17 protein-coding genes and 1 riboswitch are annotated in these 16923 nt (G+C 46.4%); of the genes, 7 read left to right on the forward strand and 10 right to left on the reverse strand.

Annotated features, from left to right (window positions below; genetic code table 11):
* The first annotated feature begins 15 nt into the window (after positions 1–15).
* A complete protein-coding gene (locus tag KNP88_RS12270) occupies positions 16–561 on the forward strand; it encodes a ribonuclease FAU-1 family protein (protein WP_214893997.1) in 546 nt (181 codons plus the stop codon).
* Positions 562–1051: 490 nt separating this feature from the next.
* On the opposite strand, the gene msrA is transcribed toward KNP88_RS12270, so the two are convergent.
* Positions 1052–1582, reverse strand: coding sequence for a peptide-methionine (S)-S-oxide reductase MsrA (gene msrA / locus KNP88_RS12275; protein ID WP_088836228.1), 531 nt, complete (start codon positions 1580–1582; stop codon positions 1052–1054).
* 107 nt (positions 1583–1689) lie between these two features.
* Positions 1690–1796, reverse strand: a riboswitch (SAM riboswitch).
* Positions 1797–1866: 70 nt separating this feature from the next.
* The gene (locus KNP88_RS12280; RefSeq protein WP_088836229.1) at positions 1867–3039 is read right to left on the reverse strand and encodes a M20 metallopeptidase family protein; all 1173 of its coding nucleotides are present in this window, start codon (positions 3037–3039) and stop codon (positions 1867–1869) included.
* Between the two features lie 88 nt (positions 3040–3127).
* Here KNP88_RS12280 and KNP88_RS12285 point away from each other — a divergent pair, with 88 nt between their 5' ends.
* A complete protein-coding gene (locus tag KNP88_RS12285) occupies positions 3128–3421 on the forward strand; it encodes a putative quinol monooxygenase (protein WP_029332555.1) in 294 nt (97 codons plus the stop codon).
* A 55-nt stretch (positions 3422–3476) separates the two neighbouring features.
* Here the strand turns inward: KNP88_RS12285 and KNP88_RS12290 are convergent, their stop codons facing one another.
* Together KNP88_RS12290 and KNP88_RS12295 are read right to left on the reverse strand one after the other, a co-directional pair.
* Positions 3477–6233, reverse strand: a complete 2757-nt coding sequence (locus KNP88_RS12290; protein ID WP_251137210.1) for an SH3 domain-containing C40 family peptidase — start codon at positions 6231–6233, stop codon at positions 3477–3479.
* Positions 6234–6444: 211 nt separating this feature from the next.
* Positions 6445–6996 carry a GNAT family N-acetyltransferase gene (locus KNP88_RS12295; RefSeq protein ID WP_214805506.1) on the reverse strand — a complete coding sequence of 184 codons (552 nt, stop codon included), beginning with the start codon at positions 6994–6996 and terminating at the stop codon, positions 6445–6447.
* Between the two features lie 273 nt (positions 6997–7269).
* Between KNP88_RS12295 and KNP88_RS12300 the strand changes: the two genes are divergently transcribed.
* From KNP88_RS12300 to KNP88_RS12310, 3 genes are all read left to right on the forward strand, one after another.
* Positions 7270–7596 (forward strand): DMT family transporter, encoded by a 327-nt coding sequence (locus KNP88_RS12300; RefSeq protein ID WP_088836231.1) that lies wholly within the window; start codon positions 7270–7272, stop codon positions 7594–7596.
* Complete coding sequence (locus KNP88_RS12305; RefSeq protein ID WP_214767181.1) at positions 7593–7910, forward strand: DMT family transporter; 318 nt, start codon at positions 7593–7595, stop codon at positions 7908–7910. Before KNP88_RS12300 ends, KNP88_RS12305 begins: the two co-directional genes overlap by 4 nt.
* A gap of 122 nt (positions 7911–8032) precedes the next feature.
* Positions 8033–8746: a general stress protein gene (locus KNP88_RS12310; protein WP_088836233.1), complete on the forward strand. Its 714-nt coding sequence runs from the start codon at positions 8033–8035 to the stop codon at positions 8744–8746.
* A gap of 59 nt (positions 8747–8805) precedes the next feature.
* Here KNP88_RS12310 and KNP88_RS12315 read toward each other — a convergent pair whose 3' ends face one another.
* Complete coding sequence (locus KNP88_RS12315; RefSeq protein ID WP_088836235.1) at positions 8806–9630, reverse strand: aldo/keto reductase; 825 nt, start codon at positions 9628–9630, stop codon at positions 8806–8808.
* A gap of 145 nt (positions 9631–9775) precedes the next feature.
* Here KNP88_RS12315 and KNP88_RS12320 point away from each other — a divergent pair, with 145 nt between their 5' ends.
* The gene (locus tag KNP88_RS12320) at positions 9776–10801 is read left to right on the forward strand and encodes an iron-containing alcohol dehydrogenase family protein (protein WP_214767177.1); all 1026 of its coding nucleotides are present in this window, start codon (positions 9776–9778) and stop codon (positions 10799–10801) included.
* 41 nt (positions 10802–10842) lie between these two features.
* Here KNP88_RS12320 and KNP88_RS12325 read toward each other — a convergent pair whose 3' ends face one another.
* From KNP88_RS12325 to KNP88_RS12345, 5 genes are all read right to left on the reverse strand, one after another.
* The gene (locus KNP88_RS12325) at positions 10843–11805 is read right to left on the reverse strand and encodes an EAL domain-containing protein (protein WP_214893999.1); all 963 of its coding nucleotides are present in this window, start codon (positions 11803–11805) and stop codon (positions 10843–10845) included.
* Between the two features lie 209 nt (positions 11806–12014).
* Positions 12015–12287 carry a DUF1294 domain-containing protein gene (locus KNP88_RS12330; protein ID WP_483297880.1) on the reverse strand — a complete coding sequence of 91 codons (273 nt, stop codon included), beginning with the start codon at positions 12285–12287 and terminating at the stop codon, positions 12015–12017.
* A gap of 9 nt (positions 12288–12296) precedes the next feature.
* Complete coding sequence (locus KNP88_RS12335; RefSeq protein WP_214894001.1) at positions 12297–13037, reverse strand: TPM domain-containing protein; 741 nt, start codon at positions 13035–13037, stop codon at positions 12297–12299.
* On the reverse strand, positions 13034–13627 hold the full coding sequence (locus tag KNP88_RS12340) for a LemA family protein (protein WP_159172805.1): 594 nt from the start codon (positions 13625–13627) through the stop codon (positions 13034–13036). The genes KNP88_RS12335 and KNP88_RS12340 overlap by 4 nt, the downstream gene beginning before the upstream one ends.
* Positions 13628–13738: 111 nt before the next feature.
* Positions 13739–14575 (reverse strand): undecaprenyl-diphosphate phosphatase, encoded by an 837-nt coding sequence (locus KNP88_RS12345; RefSeq protein ID WP_214767175.1) that lies wholly within the window; start codon positions 14573–14575, stop codon positions 13739–13741.
* A 172-nt stretch (positions 14576–14747) separates the two neighbouring features.
* Between KNP88_RS12345 and KNP88_RS12350 the strand changes: the two genes are divergently transcribed.
* Positions 14748–16838 carry a heavy metal translocating P-type ATPase gene (locus KNP88_RS12350; protein ID WP_214894003.1) on the forward strand — a complete coding sequence of 697 codons (2091 nt, stop codon included), beginning with the start codon at positions 14748–14750 and terminating at the stop codon, positions 16836–16838.
* Positions 16839–16923: the final 85 nt, after the last annotated feature.

Consider the following 16923-nt stretch of genomic DNA (forward strand, 5'->3'; position numbering starts at 1 on the left):
ATGGGGCGTGTGAAGATGCTAAAGCGAAGAGATGGAAAACGTGAGGATTGGAAGCGAATCACCAAGAGAGCGTACGCACAGTCATTAATCGAGACAGAAGAGTTTAAAGGGCATGTAACATTATTGCATGCCATTCAAGTATCGCATCCCTTGAACGTTCATTATGAAAAGGAACATGTCTGTATTTTGGATGATGGTTACATGTGGCTTCAGCAGTTCCCTTCAAATGCACACCATGCTGTCACGACGATGTTCGATGCTGATGGAAATATCGTGCAGTGGTATATCGATATTTGTTTGCAGAGTGGTTTTACTAATGGAAGTCCGTGGTGGGAGGACTTATTTTTAGACATCGTTCTGCTACCGTCTGGTGATATGTACATAATGGATACTGATGAACTGGAAGATGCTTTATCTCAAGGTGTCATTGATAAAAAACAGTATGAGTTAGCATGGGGGGAAGTTGAAACCCTCAAAGCCAAAATTAGTACGGGCGATTTTGAATTGATCAAGTTAGCGCGTCACCATAAGGATACATTAATGAATGTGATGAATAACTAGAGTCGACAGAAATCAAAACCTTTTAGGCTACCTTATCAAAAAGACAATTGAAAACTTTTGACTACATAAGCATGCAGACAAAGGAACGTGGGGGGAAGCTTCTTCCTTTTTCGTTGCTTTCCTCGGGCGAGGCGCAAGCCGTTGCTCCTTGATCCTCACGGACAACGAGCAGGGTCTTGCCAGCCTCTTGGCAGCGCGTGTTCACGCGCTTTTTCCCGTAGGAGTCAACGAAAAACGAAGCTTTCAGGGTGTACCGCAGAGAAAATCATAGAGTAGTGTTAGAGCGCAATCCGTCTCGCATCGCTTGAGAACCGCGAAAAGCAATCGGTCGCGACCCTGCAGCTTTGCTGTAGCGGCGCGGAAGATTGCCGCTTTGAAGACGAGGCGAGACAGGGGAGCGCGAACGGATTGCCTCTTGTTATAGCATATTCACTCTTCATAAGAGTGTATCTACAAACGAAAAGCCCGCACGAAGCGGGCTTTTTTTAGTTTAGACAGATACTTCTTCTTTCCAAGCCACATCGATGAATTCATCGCGACCGGATGCTTTCCGGTCTTTTTTGTAGTGCTCCGGATTCTTTTTGTGGAAGTTTTGATGATAGTCTTCTGCTGGGTAGAAGGCTTGTGCCGCTTCGATTCGTGTGACGATCGGTTGCTTAAAGCGATTGCTCGCAGCAAGCGCGTCACGTGAAGCAATCGCAGCAAGGCGCTGTTCTTCCGTATGATAAAAGATGGCAGGTGCGTATTGTGTCCCACGGTCCTGGAACTGTCCGCCGGCGTCAGTCGGATCCGTTTGCGGCCAGTAAAGTTCGAGTAACCGCTCGTATGAGAATAACGCCGGATCAAATGTAATCTCGACGACCTCCGAATGACCGGTCGTGCCTGTTTTTATTTGTTCGTATGTCGGATTTTCGATTTGTCCTCCTGTATAACCGGAAACAATTCCGTGAATACCGGGCAGTTCTTCGAATGGTGTCACCATGCACCAGAAACAGCCTCCTGCGAATGTTGCTTTTTCCATCTATATCTCGTCCTTTCCGCTGGCGGTAGTCGCCCTATAATCATTCGTGCTCTGACAGCGAGAAAACGAAAACGACTCCTTTGCTTGGTTGCAAAAGGAGTCGTCGCTTTTTATCAACCAAAGCTTGCGCTTTGCTGGTCGTAGCACCTTGCCACTGAAGGCAGGTTGCTGGGACGTCATCGATCCAGATCTCTCAGTCCACTCTTGATAAGTGTTATATGAAGTTGATTAAATTCGTTATCATTGATGTGATAATAGCATCTCTAAAACGACAAAGTCAATCCTTAAGATTCTAAAGCATGAAGGACGGTTGCACCTAAGGCTTTTGCGCCGATGAGCAATGCCTGTTCATCGATTTCATATTTCGGGTGATGTTGCGGATAAATCGTACTCCCATCCGTTTTGGCGGACCCCGTAAAGAAGTAGCTTCCTGGGATACGCTCTAAATAATAGGCGAAATCATCGGCTGCCATCATCGGTTTGAGTTCTTTGACAGATGCCTCACCTAAGAAAGCCGTCGCTTCTTTAACGAGATTTGTTTCTACCGGATGATTCCAAAGGGAAGGATAACCCGTCGTAAAGTCGATGGAATAGCTCGCACCGATTCCGGCACACGTCGTCCGGGCAACCAAATCGACCTGCTGTCGTAACTGGTGACGCAGCGCTTCGTCAAATGTTCGAATTTCTCCGACAATCCGTGCCTCACCAGTAACGATGTTCGGAGCCGTTCCGGCGTGGAATGAACCGATTGCGATGATGGCAGGTGAAAACGGATCAACGCGCCGACTGACGAGGTGTTGGAGATTACAGACGAGTTGTGCCCCGGCGACGAGTGCATCTTGTGTTTTATGAGGGGCTTGCGCATGACCACCCTGTCCGTGGACGACGATTTCGAATTCATCGATGGCGCACAGCGTATGTCCTGCGTGATAGCCAATTGTTCCGACAGGTAAGTCATTTTCGAGATGCGTACCGAAAATTGCATCGACCCCGTCAAGACAGCCGTCTTCAATCATTTGAATGGCACCACCCGGGAAGACTTCTTCCCCGTGTTGATGAATGAATACGATTGTTCCGTGAAGGTCTTCTTGCAGTGCTGTAAAGGCCGAGGCAAGACCGAGTGCAATCGCCGTATGTCCGTCATGTCCACACGCATGCATGACACCCGGATGAATCGAACGGAAGGCGAGATCCGTTTCCTCCTGCAGTGGCAGGGCATCGAAATCGGCCCGAATGGCGATGGTCTTTCCAGGATGTTTTCCTTTGAGGGTCGCGACGATCCCGCTACCACCGACGTTCCTGCGGTAAGGGAGACCAAGCTCATCATAAAATGAGGCGATGGCGTTTGGTGTCCGCACTTCTTGAAAAGAGAGTTCCGGGTGACGGTGCAGATCACGACGTCTTTCAATGATTTGTTGTTCGAGTTGATCGAGTTGAGTGAAGAGTTGCTGTTGCATCATAATCATCCTTTCAGGTTTTTGAGGTATGACTTTCTATAAAACGGGTACAGATAGGAGTAATGAATGATGAGGAGGAAAACAAGTCATGGGAGAAATTATTGTCAACGCGGTCATCACAGTCAAAGCAGGTTTAGCCGATCAAGTCTTTCCGATTTTAAGTACGGTCTACAAAGCTTCACAAAACGAGCCGGGGTGCTTGCGTTATAGCTTACATCAATCGATTGAAGATGAACATCAGTTCATGCTGTATGAAGTCTATCAAGATGAAGAAGCGTTAGAAGCGCATATTGCGTCAGACCACTATAAAGCGTATCGCGAGCAAATCGAATTGTACTTAATCGATCGCCAAGTTACGAAATATGCGGAAATGACATTTTAATGTTAGCTAAAAGAAGCGGACCTCCCGGGTTAGGGAAGGTCCGTTTTTTTAATCATTACATTGATTTGAAACCGAGGAAGTGCTCACGCCAGTGCGGCTCGTAAATTGAACTGATTTGCAGTTGTGATCCTCCGGCATGAATGAAGTGTTTACTATCTAACATGATCCCGATATGCGAGGGGCCATCCGTATACGTGTTTTCGAAGAAGACGATATCCGAGCGTTTTCCGGAACTGATACTTGTGCGTTGATTTGTAAAGAACGCTCCGTACCAGTAACCGCGGACATTCGTCCGTCCGCCGTATTTTCCGGCTTGGTTCGTCGCATAATGAATCAATCCGGAACAATCGAATCCACCATTCGCCACGTTTTGTGATCCCCATGTGTACGGAGTACCGATATGAGCAACAGCAGCTTGAATCAACTTTTCGCCACGTGAATTATTTTTCTTGTCAACTTTTGTTTCGCTCGTCACTGTAAGGGCCGTCACCGGGATGTAGACGGGCGTCCAGCCGGACTGAATGACATAGAAATTACCGACGCGGTAACGCGGATACACACGCTTGCCTTTTTCGACCAACCCGGCACTTTTTGGACTGGCAGGTGTGTCATAAAATGAAGTCGTTGCTTTGACCGTATAGACTTTTGAACGATTGATGGCTTGCTCGTTATACCGCATATCCGGTTTGCTCGTTCCGATATAAGGATTGAGGACGTAACCCGTTTGACCATTCGGTAGACGAACTTGCCAAAAGTCATCATCAATCGATTTTAACCCGATCAATTTCGTTCCTTTGCTTAAGTGACTCGCCGGACGACTGTAGGCGACGTCAGCAGAAAAGAGTGGTGTTTGGTTGAAATGGACGTAAAAGACGGTCCCGACTTTGGCTTTAGACGTCGGTTTATTTAAACCGAGCCGACTTGAGTCAACGAATCCGAAGCGTGATCCGATTTTGACGCGTGTGTAGTAACCGCTTTTTCCATAGGTCGTGATTAATGCTCCTTTTTTCAGTGTCCCAATGTTTCCGCTAAGACTGGCTTTTGGATGGACGACCAACTTGTCTTCGGTCACGTAACGTGTCCCTGTCGTCGCATACAGATCTGCTTTCGTTGCTGCGAGCGAACTCGTCAAGACGTATGCATATTCACCGCGGAAGATGATTCGGCTATAGGCGCCGCTCGTCCCGTAAATCGTCAAGAGCGTGTTCTTTTGATGATGCTTAAGAACCGTACTTGAACTGCTTGGGGATTGCTGGATCGGTGTTGTTTTTTGGATGTACAGGCGATCTGTTTTGGCATAGACTTTTGATTTCGCGAGCGAGCTCGTCAAGACGTATGCATATTCACCGCGGAAGATGATCCGGCTGTAGGCACCGCTCGTCCCGTAAATCGTCAAGAGTGTATTTTGTTTATGATGCTTCAAGACGCTGCTCGAACTGTTTGGCTCTACCTGAATCGGTGTTGTTTTTTGGATGTACAGGCGATCCGTTTTGGCATAGACTTTTGATTTCGCGAGCGAGCTCGTCAAGACGTACGCATACTCGCCACGGAAAATGATTCGGCTGTAGGCACCGCTCGTGCCGTAAATCGTCAAAAGTGTATTTTGTTTATGATGCTTCAAGACGCTGCTCGAACTGTTTGGCTCTACCTGAATCGGTGTCGTTTTTTGGATGTACAGGCGATCCGTTTTGGCATAGACTTTTGATTTCGCGAGCGAACTCGTTAAGACGTACGCGTATTCGCCACGGAAGATGATCCGGCTGTAGGCACCACTCGTCCCGTAAATCGTCAAAAGTGTATTTTGTTTATGGTGCTTCAAGATGGTGCTCGAACTGTTTGGCTCTACCTGAATCGGTGTCGTATCTTGGACGTAAAGCCGATCGGTCTTTGCGTAGACAACGGAATCGCCGAGGTGCGCCGTCAATACGTATCCGTAGGTATCATTGATTCGGACGCGGGAATAAAGACCAGATGTCCCGTAAAGATCGACCGATTGATTCGGTGCTAGCGTCCCGATGACCGAACTTGTTGCTGCTTTGTCGTAAATGGATGTCGTTTGTTGGGCGTACTTTTTCCCGGTCAGCGGATACGATTCAACTTCCTTTGAACCGAGTTGTTTTGTAAGCACGAAGCCGTAAACACCATTGAACTGGACACGGGTGAATGTGCCGGACGTCCCGTATGTTTTGACGGTAGCATTTAAAGAATAGCTCCCAAGTTGTTTACTTGTCGTATCGGCATCTGTATAAATCACAGTTTGTTGTTGGGCGAATTGAGTGCCCGTCGTTTCATAAACAGGTGTCTTACTTAAGAATTTACTTGAAACGAAGACGTAAACGTCGCCTTGTTTAACCCGCGTGAAGTCACCCGATGTCCCGTACGTATCGATTAACGTATTTTGAGTGATTGATTTTCCTGTCGGCGTATCAATTGAAGCAGTCGTATAGGAAGGCGCGAGTGCTGTTATGTATTGCGAATCGATTTTTTGATAAACCGGTTGCTTTGCAAGTTGCGTTGTCTTGACGAAGCGATAGACGCCATCGATTGAAATGCGTGTAAAGAGACCATCTGTGCCAAAGGTTTCGACGGCGGTCGTTGCTGGTAACGTCTTGACGAGGGTCGTCTCGTCAGCAGTCTCAAAAACAGGAGTTTCGGAAAGTGTGTACTGCGTTCCGGTTGCTTGTTCTGTTTCTGTTTGTTCTGTCACTTCCATTGGTGTCGGATTCGTATCCGCGTGACCTTGTAGTGGGAGAGACCCGAGTAACATGACAGATGCCGTGATACTCGTAAACCAATATTTATAAGATTTCATTCATTGAGCTCCTATCATTAAAATTGTAATTTAGCATGTCTAAAGATAAGTTTAGCACTTTCTTTTTGGAAAAAGAGCTGGATATCAGAAATAGTAAAAATGAACTAAATTATGGGAGCGGTTTCGTAGGACATATTCCGCCGTGAATAAATCAAAAAAGAGACGGACGAATTTCGCTAGAAATTCGACCATCTCTTTTGGTGAAATGAAGTTATTCTGCCTCGTGATCAATCTGCCACTCCCAGTCGAGCATGCTGTAAATCAACGAATCGCGCCAGTGGTCTTCTAAATAAACGGTTTCCCGTAACAAACCTTCGCGCGTCATCCGGACTTTTTGCAAGACACGCTCCGAAGCGACATTTCGCGGATCACATGTTGCCGTGATGCGATGTAAGTTTAATTTTTCGAAGCCGAATTCGAGTAAAAATGTTGCAATCGATGTCGCGTAACCATTGCCCCATTCGTCAGGTGATAAAATATATCCAATTTCTGCGATTTTATGTTCTGTGTCGGTGACGATGAGCTCTCCCGCGCCAATGACATGATCGTCAGGAAAGGTGACGGCGAAGACATAGCGACGACGCGGACTTTCGAGTTCACTTTCAAGTGCATCGTGTAAAAACTGTTTTGTATCACTCTCAGAGTTCGGTCCCCACGACTGATACTGACTGGCAATTGGTTGTGAGGCATAGGAATGGACAGCTTCCAAATCTTCTGGTGTGAAACGTCGAATCCGAAGTTGATCGTTGATTTTGTAGCGCATGATGAGACCCTCCTCTTTCATTGATTCACTTATCTATATTGGCTAACGGTAGTGGATTCTCCTGTTTGACACGTAAAATCAAGCGTGCTAGGGTGGAGACATTGAACGAAATAGCTAGCCTCTAGGGTTCCGTACGGCAACGTAGACTTGGACCGAGGGAGGCACATGAGTACACCTCATGCAACGGAGGGATAAAAGCCCGGGAGTAGAGCGTCTAGACGCCTGCTTCCGGGCTTTTTTTATTTTTTAGGATGAATGTTAGGAGGAAAAGTGATGACGAAATACTGGTTAGGAATTCTAGTGGCTTCCTTTTTTGAAGTTGCTTGGGTAGTCGGTTTGAAACATGCAGATAGCGTACTTGAATGGATGGGAACAATCATCAGCATCATCATCAGCTTTGCTGTCTTGATTAAGGCGAGTAACCATTTGCCGGTTGGAACAGTTTATGCGGTCTTCGTCGGCCTTGGAACAGTCGGGACGGTCATATTGGACATCATTTTATTTGACCAAAGTGCGTCAGTCATGAAGTTAGGATTGATTGGTGTGCTTTTGATGGGTGTCATCGGATTGAAATTAGTCAGTGGGGAGGTGGAAGAATGAGTTGGTTATTTGTCATTATTGCCGGATTGTTTGAAATGCTGGGTGTCGTTTTCATCAATACGTTTAATCAGCATAAAACGTTCAAGAATGGTCTATTGATGTTTGGCGGATTCGGCTTGAGTTTTGTTTTTCTGACACTTGCGATGAACGGATTGCCGATGGGAACAGCTTACGCTGTCTGGACAGGAATCGGGGCAGCCGGTGGAACAGTACTGAGTATGATTTTTTATCAGGAAGCGAAAGACTGGAAGCGGATAGTATGTATCGGTCTGATTCTTAGTGCGACGGTCGGATTAAAGCTGATTGGCGAATAAACATGTCAAATAGATTATTTTTTTATGGAAGAGCCGACTTGTTGGCATATTTTACAGAGAAACAGGAAATACTCCTTATAAGGATACGTTGTACGACAAAACGAACATAAGGGGAGATTCATATGAAAACGAAACAATACATCGGTACGTATTACTCGGAAGAAGAGTTAATCTCGAAAATGGATGAATTGCATATTCAGGGGCACCGTGAAGAAGATTTTTATGTCATCGTCAAGGAAAAATCAGATATCGAACTCGTCCGCAGTCAAATGGACGCGGAAATTGCGGCGACAAAACCATCTTGGATGGATCGGATCCGCGGCAACAAAGGGCGCGATCAAGAAGTCGATCAATTGTTCGACTCACTTGATTTACCTGCAGAAGATGTAGAAGAACGTAAAGTCGAAGTCGAAGGCGGCGGATTCGTACTTCTGATTGAGGTTCAGGATATTCAGTTTGATCCGCATTTGAATACGGACAATACACATGAAGATGTCAAAGTCCGTTACGGCAGTTATGATGAGACGCACACATCGAGCGCTGCAAATTCAAATGCCCAACTCGGTTCAGGGAATACGCTTGATGTCGATCGGGACTCTAAGGAAGAACATGCCGAAGTTGATTTACACCGAGCCGGAACGGATCAGATGCCGCAAGACGAACAAGCCATCAATCGGGCAAAAGTAGAACAGGACCGCAAGCCGGACATTGCGATGCGTCGCGATGACGATTTCAAACGGCTCGACTCTGAGCGTGATGAAGAAAATAAGAAACAGACGCAGTCACACTCGGATGATGTAGCCGAGCAAGATCACGGAAACAATCTCGATCGTTAATCCGCTCTTGAAAAAGTTACTAAAAGGGAGGAGCCGAAAACGGCCCCTCCCTTTTTTAATTATTTTTTATGCATTTCATCCGGATTCGAACCGGTTCGTTGATTTTGATTTAACGCATCAAGTTGTTGCATCTCAGGTGCTGAAAGTTCGAAGTCAAAGACTGCCAGGTTTTCACGAATTCGACTCGGCGTGACCGATTTCGGAATTGCGATAATCCCGTGTTGAATGTGCCAGCGGAGAATGACTTGGGCTGGTGTTTTGTCTTTTGTCGTCGCGATGTCCGTGATGACAGGTTCAGTCAAGGCGTCGCGTCCCTTCATGAGCGGACTCCATGCTTCAACTAAAATGTCGTGTTCCTTACAAAACGTCCGAATTTCTTCCTGACTTAAGAACGGATGTAATTCAATCTGATTGACAGCAGGTACGACGGTTCCTTCTTCTAGAATTCGCTTTAAGTGGGGGATATGGAAGTTCGAAACACCGATGGCTTTCGTTTTTCCTTGCTTGTACAGTTCTTCGAGCGCATGCCATGTGTCCACGTAACGATCTTCGTTCGGCATCGGCCAATGGATAAGATATAAATCGACATAATCGACCCCGAGTTTAGTGAGGCTTGTTTCGAAGGCTGCGAGCGTTTCTGCATATCCTTGATCCGCATTCCAAACTTTCGTCGTCAGAAAAATTTCTTCGCGCGGAATTCCAGAGTCACGTAATGCGCGTCCGACACCTGCTTCATTTTCATAAATCATCGCCGTATCGATTGAACGATAGCCGGCACGTAACGCTTCCAGTACTGCTTGATACACTTCTTCTTCGGGTACTTTAAAAACACCGTAACCGAGTTGAGGCATACTTAGACCGTTGTTGAGTGTGACGTGTTGCATGAGTGGAAGTCCTCCTTCATGTAATCGTTTTATCTTCATAAGTGTACGCTTATTCAGTATGAAAATCGAATGAAATGAGGGGTTGTAAGAAAGGAACAGTCTGCGTATACTGAGCAATAACAAATAATGGAATGAGGGGATTTAGATGATTCGTCAAGCAGTTTTGCAATACATACATGAAAAAGAAGCCGTATCTCAGCTTGACACGTTGCTCGGGAAGCGGAGTGGCGTGCTACTACACGGAGCAAAAGCCTTACAAGCGGCGAATCCTTACTTGCCAGCATTACCGAAAGTTCTGTTTCAAGGGCATTGTACGGATTTTCAAGTCGCGGAATTAGTCAAGGCATGTGCGACATATGACGTCATCGTTGCGTTAGGGGGCGGATCATTGATTGATACGGCAAAGAAAGTTGCTGTTCAATTGAACCGACCTTTGATTGTCATTCCGACGATCGTCTCGAATTGTGCGCCGTGGACGCCACTTAGCGTCATGTACGACACGCAAGGTCAATATCTTCGTTTTGATACGTTGCCGGTTGTCATCGAGGCACTTTTACTCGACCATCGGATTCTGTCGGCGAGCCCCTATGATTATTTTGTCGCGGGTCTCGTAGACACACTTGCAAAATGGTATGAGGCACGTGCTTTAAGTGGGATCACAGTGGAGAATCCAATCATTGAAATGGCTTTACGGGTTGCGGAGCAGTGCAAAGACCTCATCTTAAAAACACCAATCAGCGAGGAGATTTTTCGGGCGTATCCGTCCAGCATCGAACACTTGGTGGAAACCGTCATTCCGTTAGCGGGTAGTGTCGGCGGGTTTGGTGATGATGCGACGCGTGGGGCAATTGGTCATGGTGTCCATAATGCGATGTCTCCTTTTGCATCAACACATTCAATTTTACACGGAAGTAAGGTCGGATATGGTCTCTTGGTCCAGGAGCAGTTGTTGGGTGAAAGTGAAGCATACAACGAGTTGCGGACGTATTTACAAAAAAACGGACAACCGATAACGAGTCTTGATTTAGGACTGACATCGGTAGAACTTAGTCAGTTGGCAGCACGAATCGGACAAGAACCATTATGTCAGTTGATTGAGACGGATTTATCGCCAGCACGTTTACTGGGCGTGCTTAAGCAAAATGATGTCGAGATCATCACAACTTCATGAAAAAACAGCCCCTGCTTAAAAAATGGGGGCTGTTTTTCTTGTTATTGTGCCTTTGCGAATTGTGCGTAAGGTGCAGGGCGACCAAGCAGATATCCTTGTCCGAAATCAAAACCAAGTTGCCGGCAAAGCTCGAGTTCTTCTTGGCGTTCGATGCCCTCTGCTAAAATCTTGATTCCCATTTCTTTCGTAAGATGGCGAGCTTTTCGTAAGAAGGCTTCATTTTCTGCGACCGTATCACAGTTCGAGATGAAAGACCGATCGATTTTGATATAGTCCGGTTGCAGTAACGTCAACATATCGAGTGTCGAGAAGCCGGCGCCGACATCATCAAGCGCAACTTGTATTCCTTGTTTTTTATATTGTTCGAAGACATGTTTCAAGTGATGAACGTCTTCAATTTTTTCCGTTTCGACGACTTCAAACACAAGACGACTCGGGTCGACATTATATCGTTCGACGATTTCGAACGTATGACGAAGGCAGTATTCTGGGTTATAAATCGTCGAGGGAAGGAAGTTGATGAACGTCTTCTCTGTTCCGCCAATATGATGTGTCGCGCGAATCGCTTCTTCGCGTGCGCGTTGGTCAAGTCGTGAGTGGAGTCCCATCTTTGAAGCAGTCGAAAAAAGAATGCCTGGTGACATCGGGACATTGTGATCAGCGGCGCGAAGGAGTGCCTCATTCGCGAACAGCGTGTTGTCCTGAATATCGTAAATCGGTTGCAGGTGACTCGTCATGTCACCTGTTTGGATAAAATCGATGGCTTGTCGATGACGTAATTGCTCGAGTAAAACAGAAGCGAGAAGCGTTGGGGTTGAAAAGCGCGATCCATCTTTTCGACATGAGACGGGAACATCATTAATCTGTAATGTTGATTCAAGAAGCTCCTCCAACTGGTTAAACGATGTATACGAATAAACTTGAGGGATGCTCGACTGGATATGTAAGGAGCCGGCCTCGATAAAACGGATCGTTGTCGTACATTCGGCGCAAGGATGCCACATAAAATGATTTCCACCTTTCCTGTAGAGAGATACATCTAAAAAGATGTATTTGTTAAATTGGTTAAATACTTTACCCAAAGATAATTGAAATGTAACCTCAATTCAAACATTTAATACGCTATTGACCAAACTAAAAAAAGATAGAGGATTCGAACAAAATCGAATCCTCTATCTTCTTTATCGGGTGATTGAACCGAAAAGTAAAACGATCATGCGGTCATGAACAAAACCCAGCCCGTCGCGTGTAATAAAAGAGCAAGTGGGACAAGTAACTGGAATTTCGGTTTGCGTGTTTTATGACGTACGAGTTGCATCGCGAGTAATGAACCGAGCGCACCTCCGAGAAAGGCAATCCAAAGCAATGTAGCTTCCGGCGTCCGTTGCGCGTGTTGTTTCGCGCGACGTTTATCGGACCACATCGAGAAGAAGCCGACGACGGTCATCACGCCGTAAAAAATAAGAACCATGTATAATCCGTTCATTATTTGCGCCTACCTTTCTGCGCCGCCGCCGCCGGAACTACCGCCGCCACCACGACTTCCACCGCCACCACCGCCACCGCCGCGCATAACGGCTGACAGAATGTTGATGATTGCGAAGAAGAACATGCCACCTGTAAATTTCATATCTAAGAACAATAACAGGACAAGGCCTGCACCGATGACGATTTTGACCCAAAGACTCAATCCGTCTTCAGCATTCGCTTTAGGCGGATCTTGTGATTCGAGTGACTGTTCCTTCGAGACGACACTGATGACGGCTTTATAGGTTTCTGAAGCTGCTTTTCCGTAATCGCCTTCGTCACGATAAGGAACGGCATATTGGTCGAGGATCCGGCCTGCCGTGATATCGGTCAGGACACCCTCAAGCTTGTAACCGACTTCAATCCGGAAATTCCGGCTTTTTTCGTTTGGTGCCACGATCACCATGACACCGTTGTCTTTTCCTTCTTGTCCAATCCCCTGGGCACGGAAGGTTTCATTCGCATACGTGCTCAAGTCCTGTCCTTTTAAGTCGGGGACAGTTTTTAAAACGACTTGTGCGGTCGTGTATTGTTCGAGTTCCTGACCAAGACGAGCGAGTTCCGCTTCTTCCGACGCGGTCAGCAACTTTGCATCATCTTGGATGAAGAAAGCGGCTCCCGTGCGTTCTGATACGGCTTCGGCAGTCGGAGTCAGAAGGAAGAAAACGAGGAACGCACTCAAAAGGAGGCGCGTTCTTCGCCAAATCATTTCGAATCACTGTTGAAATCGACCGTTGGGTTTTCGCGGTCGCTTTCTGAAATTTCATAGTATGGTTTTTTATCAAAACCAAACGCCGAAGCATAAAGCGAAGTTGGGAAACTGCGACGTTTCTTATTGTAGAGTGTGACTGCATCGTTGTAATCTTTCCGTGCGATACCGAGACGGTTTTCTGTCCCTTCAAGCGTATCCATCAATGATTGAAATCGTTCACTTGATTTGAGGTCCGGATACGTCGTTTGTAAGGCGATTAATCCACGGAGAGAAGACGTGACTTGCTGGTCGGCTTCAATCCGTTGTTCTGTCGAAGCAGCGCGGGCAAGGCCGGCTTGTGCTTCTGCGATATCGCCGTAAACTTTTTCTTCTTGACCAGCGACACCTTTAACAGTCTCGACAAGGTTCGGGATGAGATCCGCCCGTCGTTTAATTTGGTTATCGACTTGTGACCATTTGTTCGAAACGTCTTCTTCGACGTTTACGAGACTGTTGTATTGTCCGATTGCTAAAAATGCAATGATGACAACAACAGCAATTCCGATGATGAGAGGTAATTTAGAACCCCCACGATTTCTACGTGCCATAATTCGTTCACTCCTTTTTCTGTATCTCATCTACTATATACCCTAAACGGTTTCAATAAGTTTCAAAAAAACAAAAAACTATCAGCAAAAAACTGATAGTTTTTTTGTTTCTTACATGTAAACGACGATTGCAAGAATCCCAGCTAAGACAAGGCGATAGATCGCAAACGGGACAAGTTTGATTTTATTGATCAGTTTCAAGAAGAAACGAATCGATAGTAGCGCAAACGCGAACGATGCAACAAAACCGACAATGTAAAAGCCAAGATCGCCTACATTGATGTAATCCCAGTTCTTAACGAGCGAGAGAAAACTGGCTCCGAACATGATCGGTACGGCCATGATGAACGTAAAGTCGGCTGCTGTCCGGTGATTCATCCCGAGGAAGACCCCGCCGGAAATCGTTGAACCGGAACGCGAAAATCCTGGCCAAAGCGAAATACATTGGAACAATCCGACGAGTGCCGCTTGGCGGTAAGTAATTTGGTCGAGTGTCGTCGTTTTCGGTTCTTTTGGACCGAGTTTATCCGCTGCAATCATCAAGATGGCACCGACAGCGAGACCGATGATGACGGTATCGATCGAAAAGAGGTTTTCATCGATGAAGTCTTCGAACAATAAACCGAGCACGGCAGCAGGAAGCAGTCCGATTAAGACGTGACGCAGTTTTAATTTGTGTGTGCCCGTCGCATCATGCTCGCCTTCGATTTTATAGAGTCCGATTAAGCTGAACAACCGTTTCCAAAAGACGACGATGACGGCAAGGATTGATCCGAGCTGAATGACGATCTTAAAGGTGTTCGCGGAGTATTTTCCGAGAAAGTCCGTTGTTTGGAGCCACATGTCATCGACGATGATCATATGACCAGTTGAAGAGACCGGGGCGAATTCCGTCATCCCTTCGACGAAACCGAGTAAGAGTGCTTTAAGTAATTCTAAGATATGCATGTTATTCTCCTTCTATATTTTACTATCTAAAAACATATCATGTTTCATTCTTCTGAGATAGAACTAATCTGAATATCGGGCGCAAGACCGATAACGAAAACACCTTGTCGAATGAATAAAAAAAGAGTAGGATGGACTTATAATCAAACGAACATTTGAATGAGGTGGAGGAATGGAAACGAAAACTGAGCGATTACGAATTTCAGGAATTGATTGTGCCAATTGTGCGGCGAAGGTCGAGCGTGGTGTTTCGACTGTCGAAGGAATCGAAGCGGCAAATCTTGATTTTACGGGACAAAAGCTTTATATCACTTATCAAGGAGAGGCACCGGATGACGCAACATACGATGCGGTCGTCAAACGGGTACAAGAATTAGAGCCGAACGTCGAAGTTTCTCGTGACGTTCCATCTGACGAAAGTCATGTTCATGACCACGGTCCATTTTTAACGAAAATGAAAAAGATTCAATACAGCATCGGTGGGGTTGCCTTCATCAGTGCCTTCTTTTTACCGAGCTCAATTGAACTTATCTCATTTGCGCTGGCTTACTTCTTAATCGGTTGGGATGTGTTACGAAACGCGATCCGAAATATTCGTCAGGGACAAGTATTTGATGAAAATTTCTTGATGGTCATCGCGACGGTTGGTGCTTTTCTAATTGGCGAGTACCCGGAAGCGGTCGCCGTTATGCTGTTTTATCAAGTCGGTGAGTTTTTCCAACACCGGGCAGTCGATCAATCCCGCAAATCGATTGCTGAATTAATGGATATTCGTCCTGAGACGGCAACACTTGAAAATGGACAAACGATTAGTCCGTTACAAGTGAAAGTCGGACAACGGATTTTAGTCCGACCGGGCGAAAAGATTCCGCTCGACGGAACAATCCTTGAAGGAGAAGCATTCATTGATACCGTCGCCTTGACGGGAGAATCAGTACCACGACGTGTCCGCACGAACGATACGATTCTTGCAGGAACGATCAATACAGATGGGAGACTGTTGATTCAAGTCGACCGTCTCTACAGTGAGTCAACGGTCGCAAAAATTCTTGATCTCGTTGAAAATGCTTCGCGCCACAAGGCGCCGACGGAAAAATTCATCACCCGATTTGCTCGTGTCTACACACCGGCAGTCGTCGGGATTGCGACATTGCTTGCTGTCTTGCCTCCATTGTTTGTCACGGGTGCGACATGGGAGGACTGGATTTACCGGGCACTTGTTTTTCTTGTCATCAGTTGTCCCTGTGCGCTCGTCATTTCAATCCCCCTCGGTTTCTTCAGTGGAATTGGTGCCGCTTCAAAACGTGGGATTCTCGTGAAGGGTGGAAATCATCTCGAGGCATTACAACAGCTGGATACGGTCGTTTTTGATAAAACAGGGACCTTGACAGAAGGGGTCTTTGAAGTGACGGAACTCCGCCCGGTTGCCTGTTCAGACGAAGAATTATTGAAAGTGGCAACGCTTGTTGAACAGCATTCGAATCATCCGATTGCAAAGTCCATCCAACGGACATATGCAAGTTATGGTGAAGTGACGGAATCCGTTCAAGAGTATCGCGAAGTCGCAGGATCAGGTGTTGTCGGTCGCTTCGGAACGGATACGATTCGTGCCGGGAATGCCCGTTGGTTCAACGAACTTGGTTATGAGACGCTTGATCAAACGGCAGACGGGACGTACGTTCATGTCGCACGCAATGATACGTACCTGGGCTACATCCGAATTGCTGATCACATTAAAGACAGCACGGTTGAAGCACTTGCTCGCCTCAAGGCACTCGGTGTGAAGAAAACGATTATGTTAACAGGGGACCGCCTGGCAACGGCAGAAGTGATTGGCCGTCAAATCGGGATTGACGAAGTTACAGCAGAACTATTACCTGATCAAAAAGTCGAACAACTCGAACTGATTTTGAAGCAAGCGGATGGAAAAGTGGCCTTTGTTGGCGACGGCATCAATGATGCCCCTGTTTTGACACGAGCCGATGTCGGAATCGCGATGGGCGGACTCGGCAGTGATGTGGCGATTGAAGCCGCAGATATCGTCCTCATGACAGATGAACCAAAGCAGTTGGTCGAAGCAATTGAGATTGCCCGTGCGACACGAAAAATTGTCTATCAAAACATTTTCTTCGCACTTGGCGTGAAAGCCGTGTTTCTCCTGTTTGGTGCATTTGGTTTCGCGACGATGTGGGAAGCTGTGTTTGCGGATGTTGGTGTAACCGTCCTGGCTGTTTTAAATGCGATGCGCATCCTCAAAAAATAATTAAAGGTACACGTTGAAAGGTACGGACTCAAAAGTCATTCCAATATCAATCTGAAAACTCCTTCACCGGCGATGAAGGAGTTTT

Origin of the sequence: Exiguobacterium sp. H66 (genome assembly GCF_018618705.1) — a bacterium.
In the GTDB taxonomy this organism is placed as follows: Bacteria; Bacillota; Bacilli; order Exiguobacteriales; family Exiguobacteriaceae; genus Exiguobacterium_A; species Exiguobacterium_A oxidotolerans.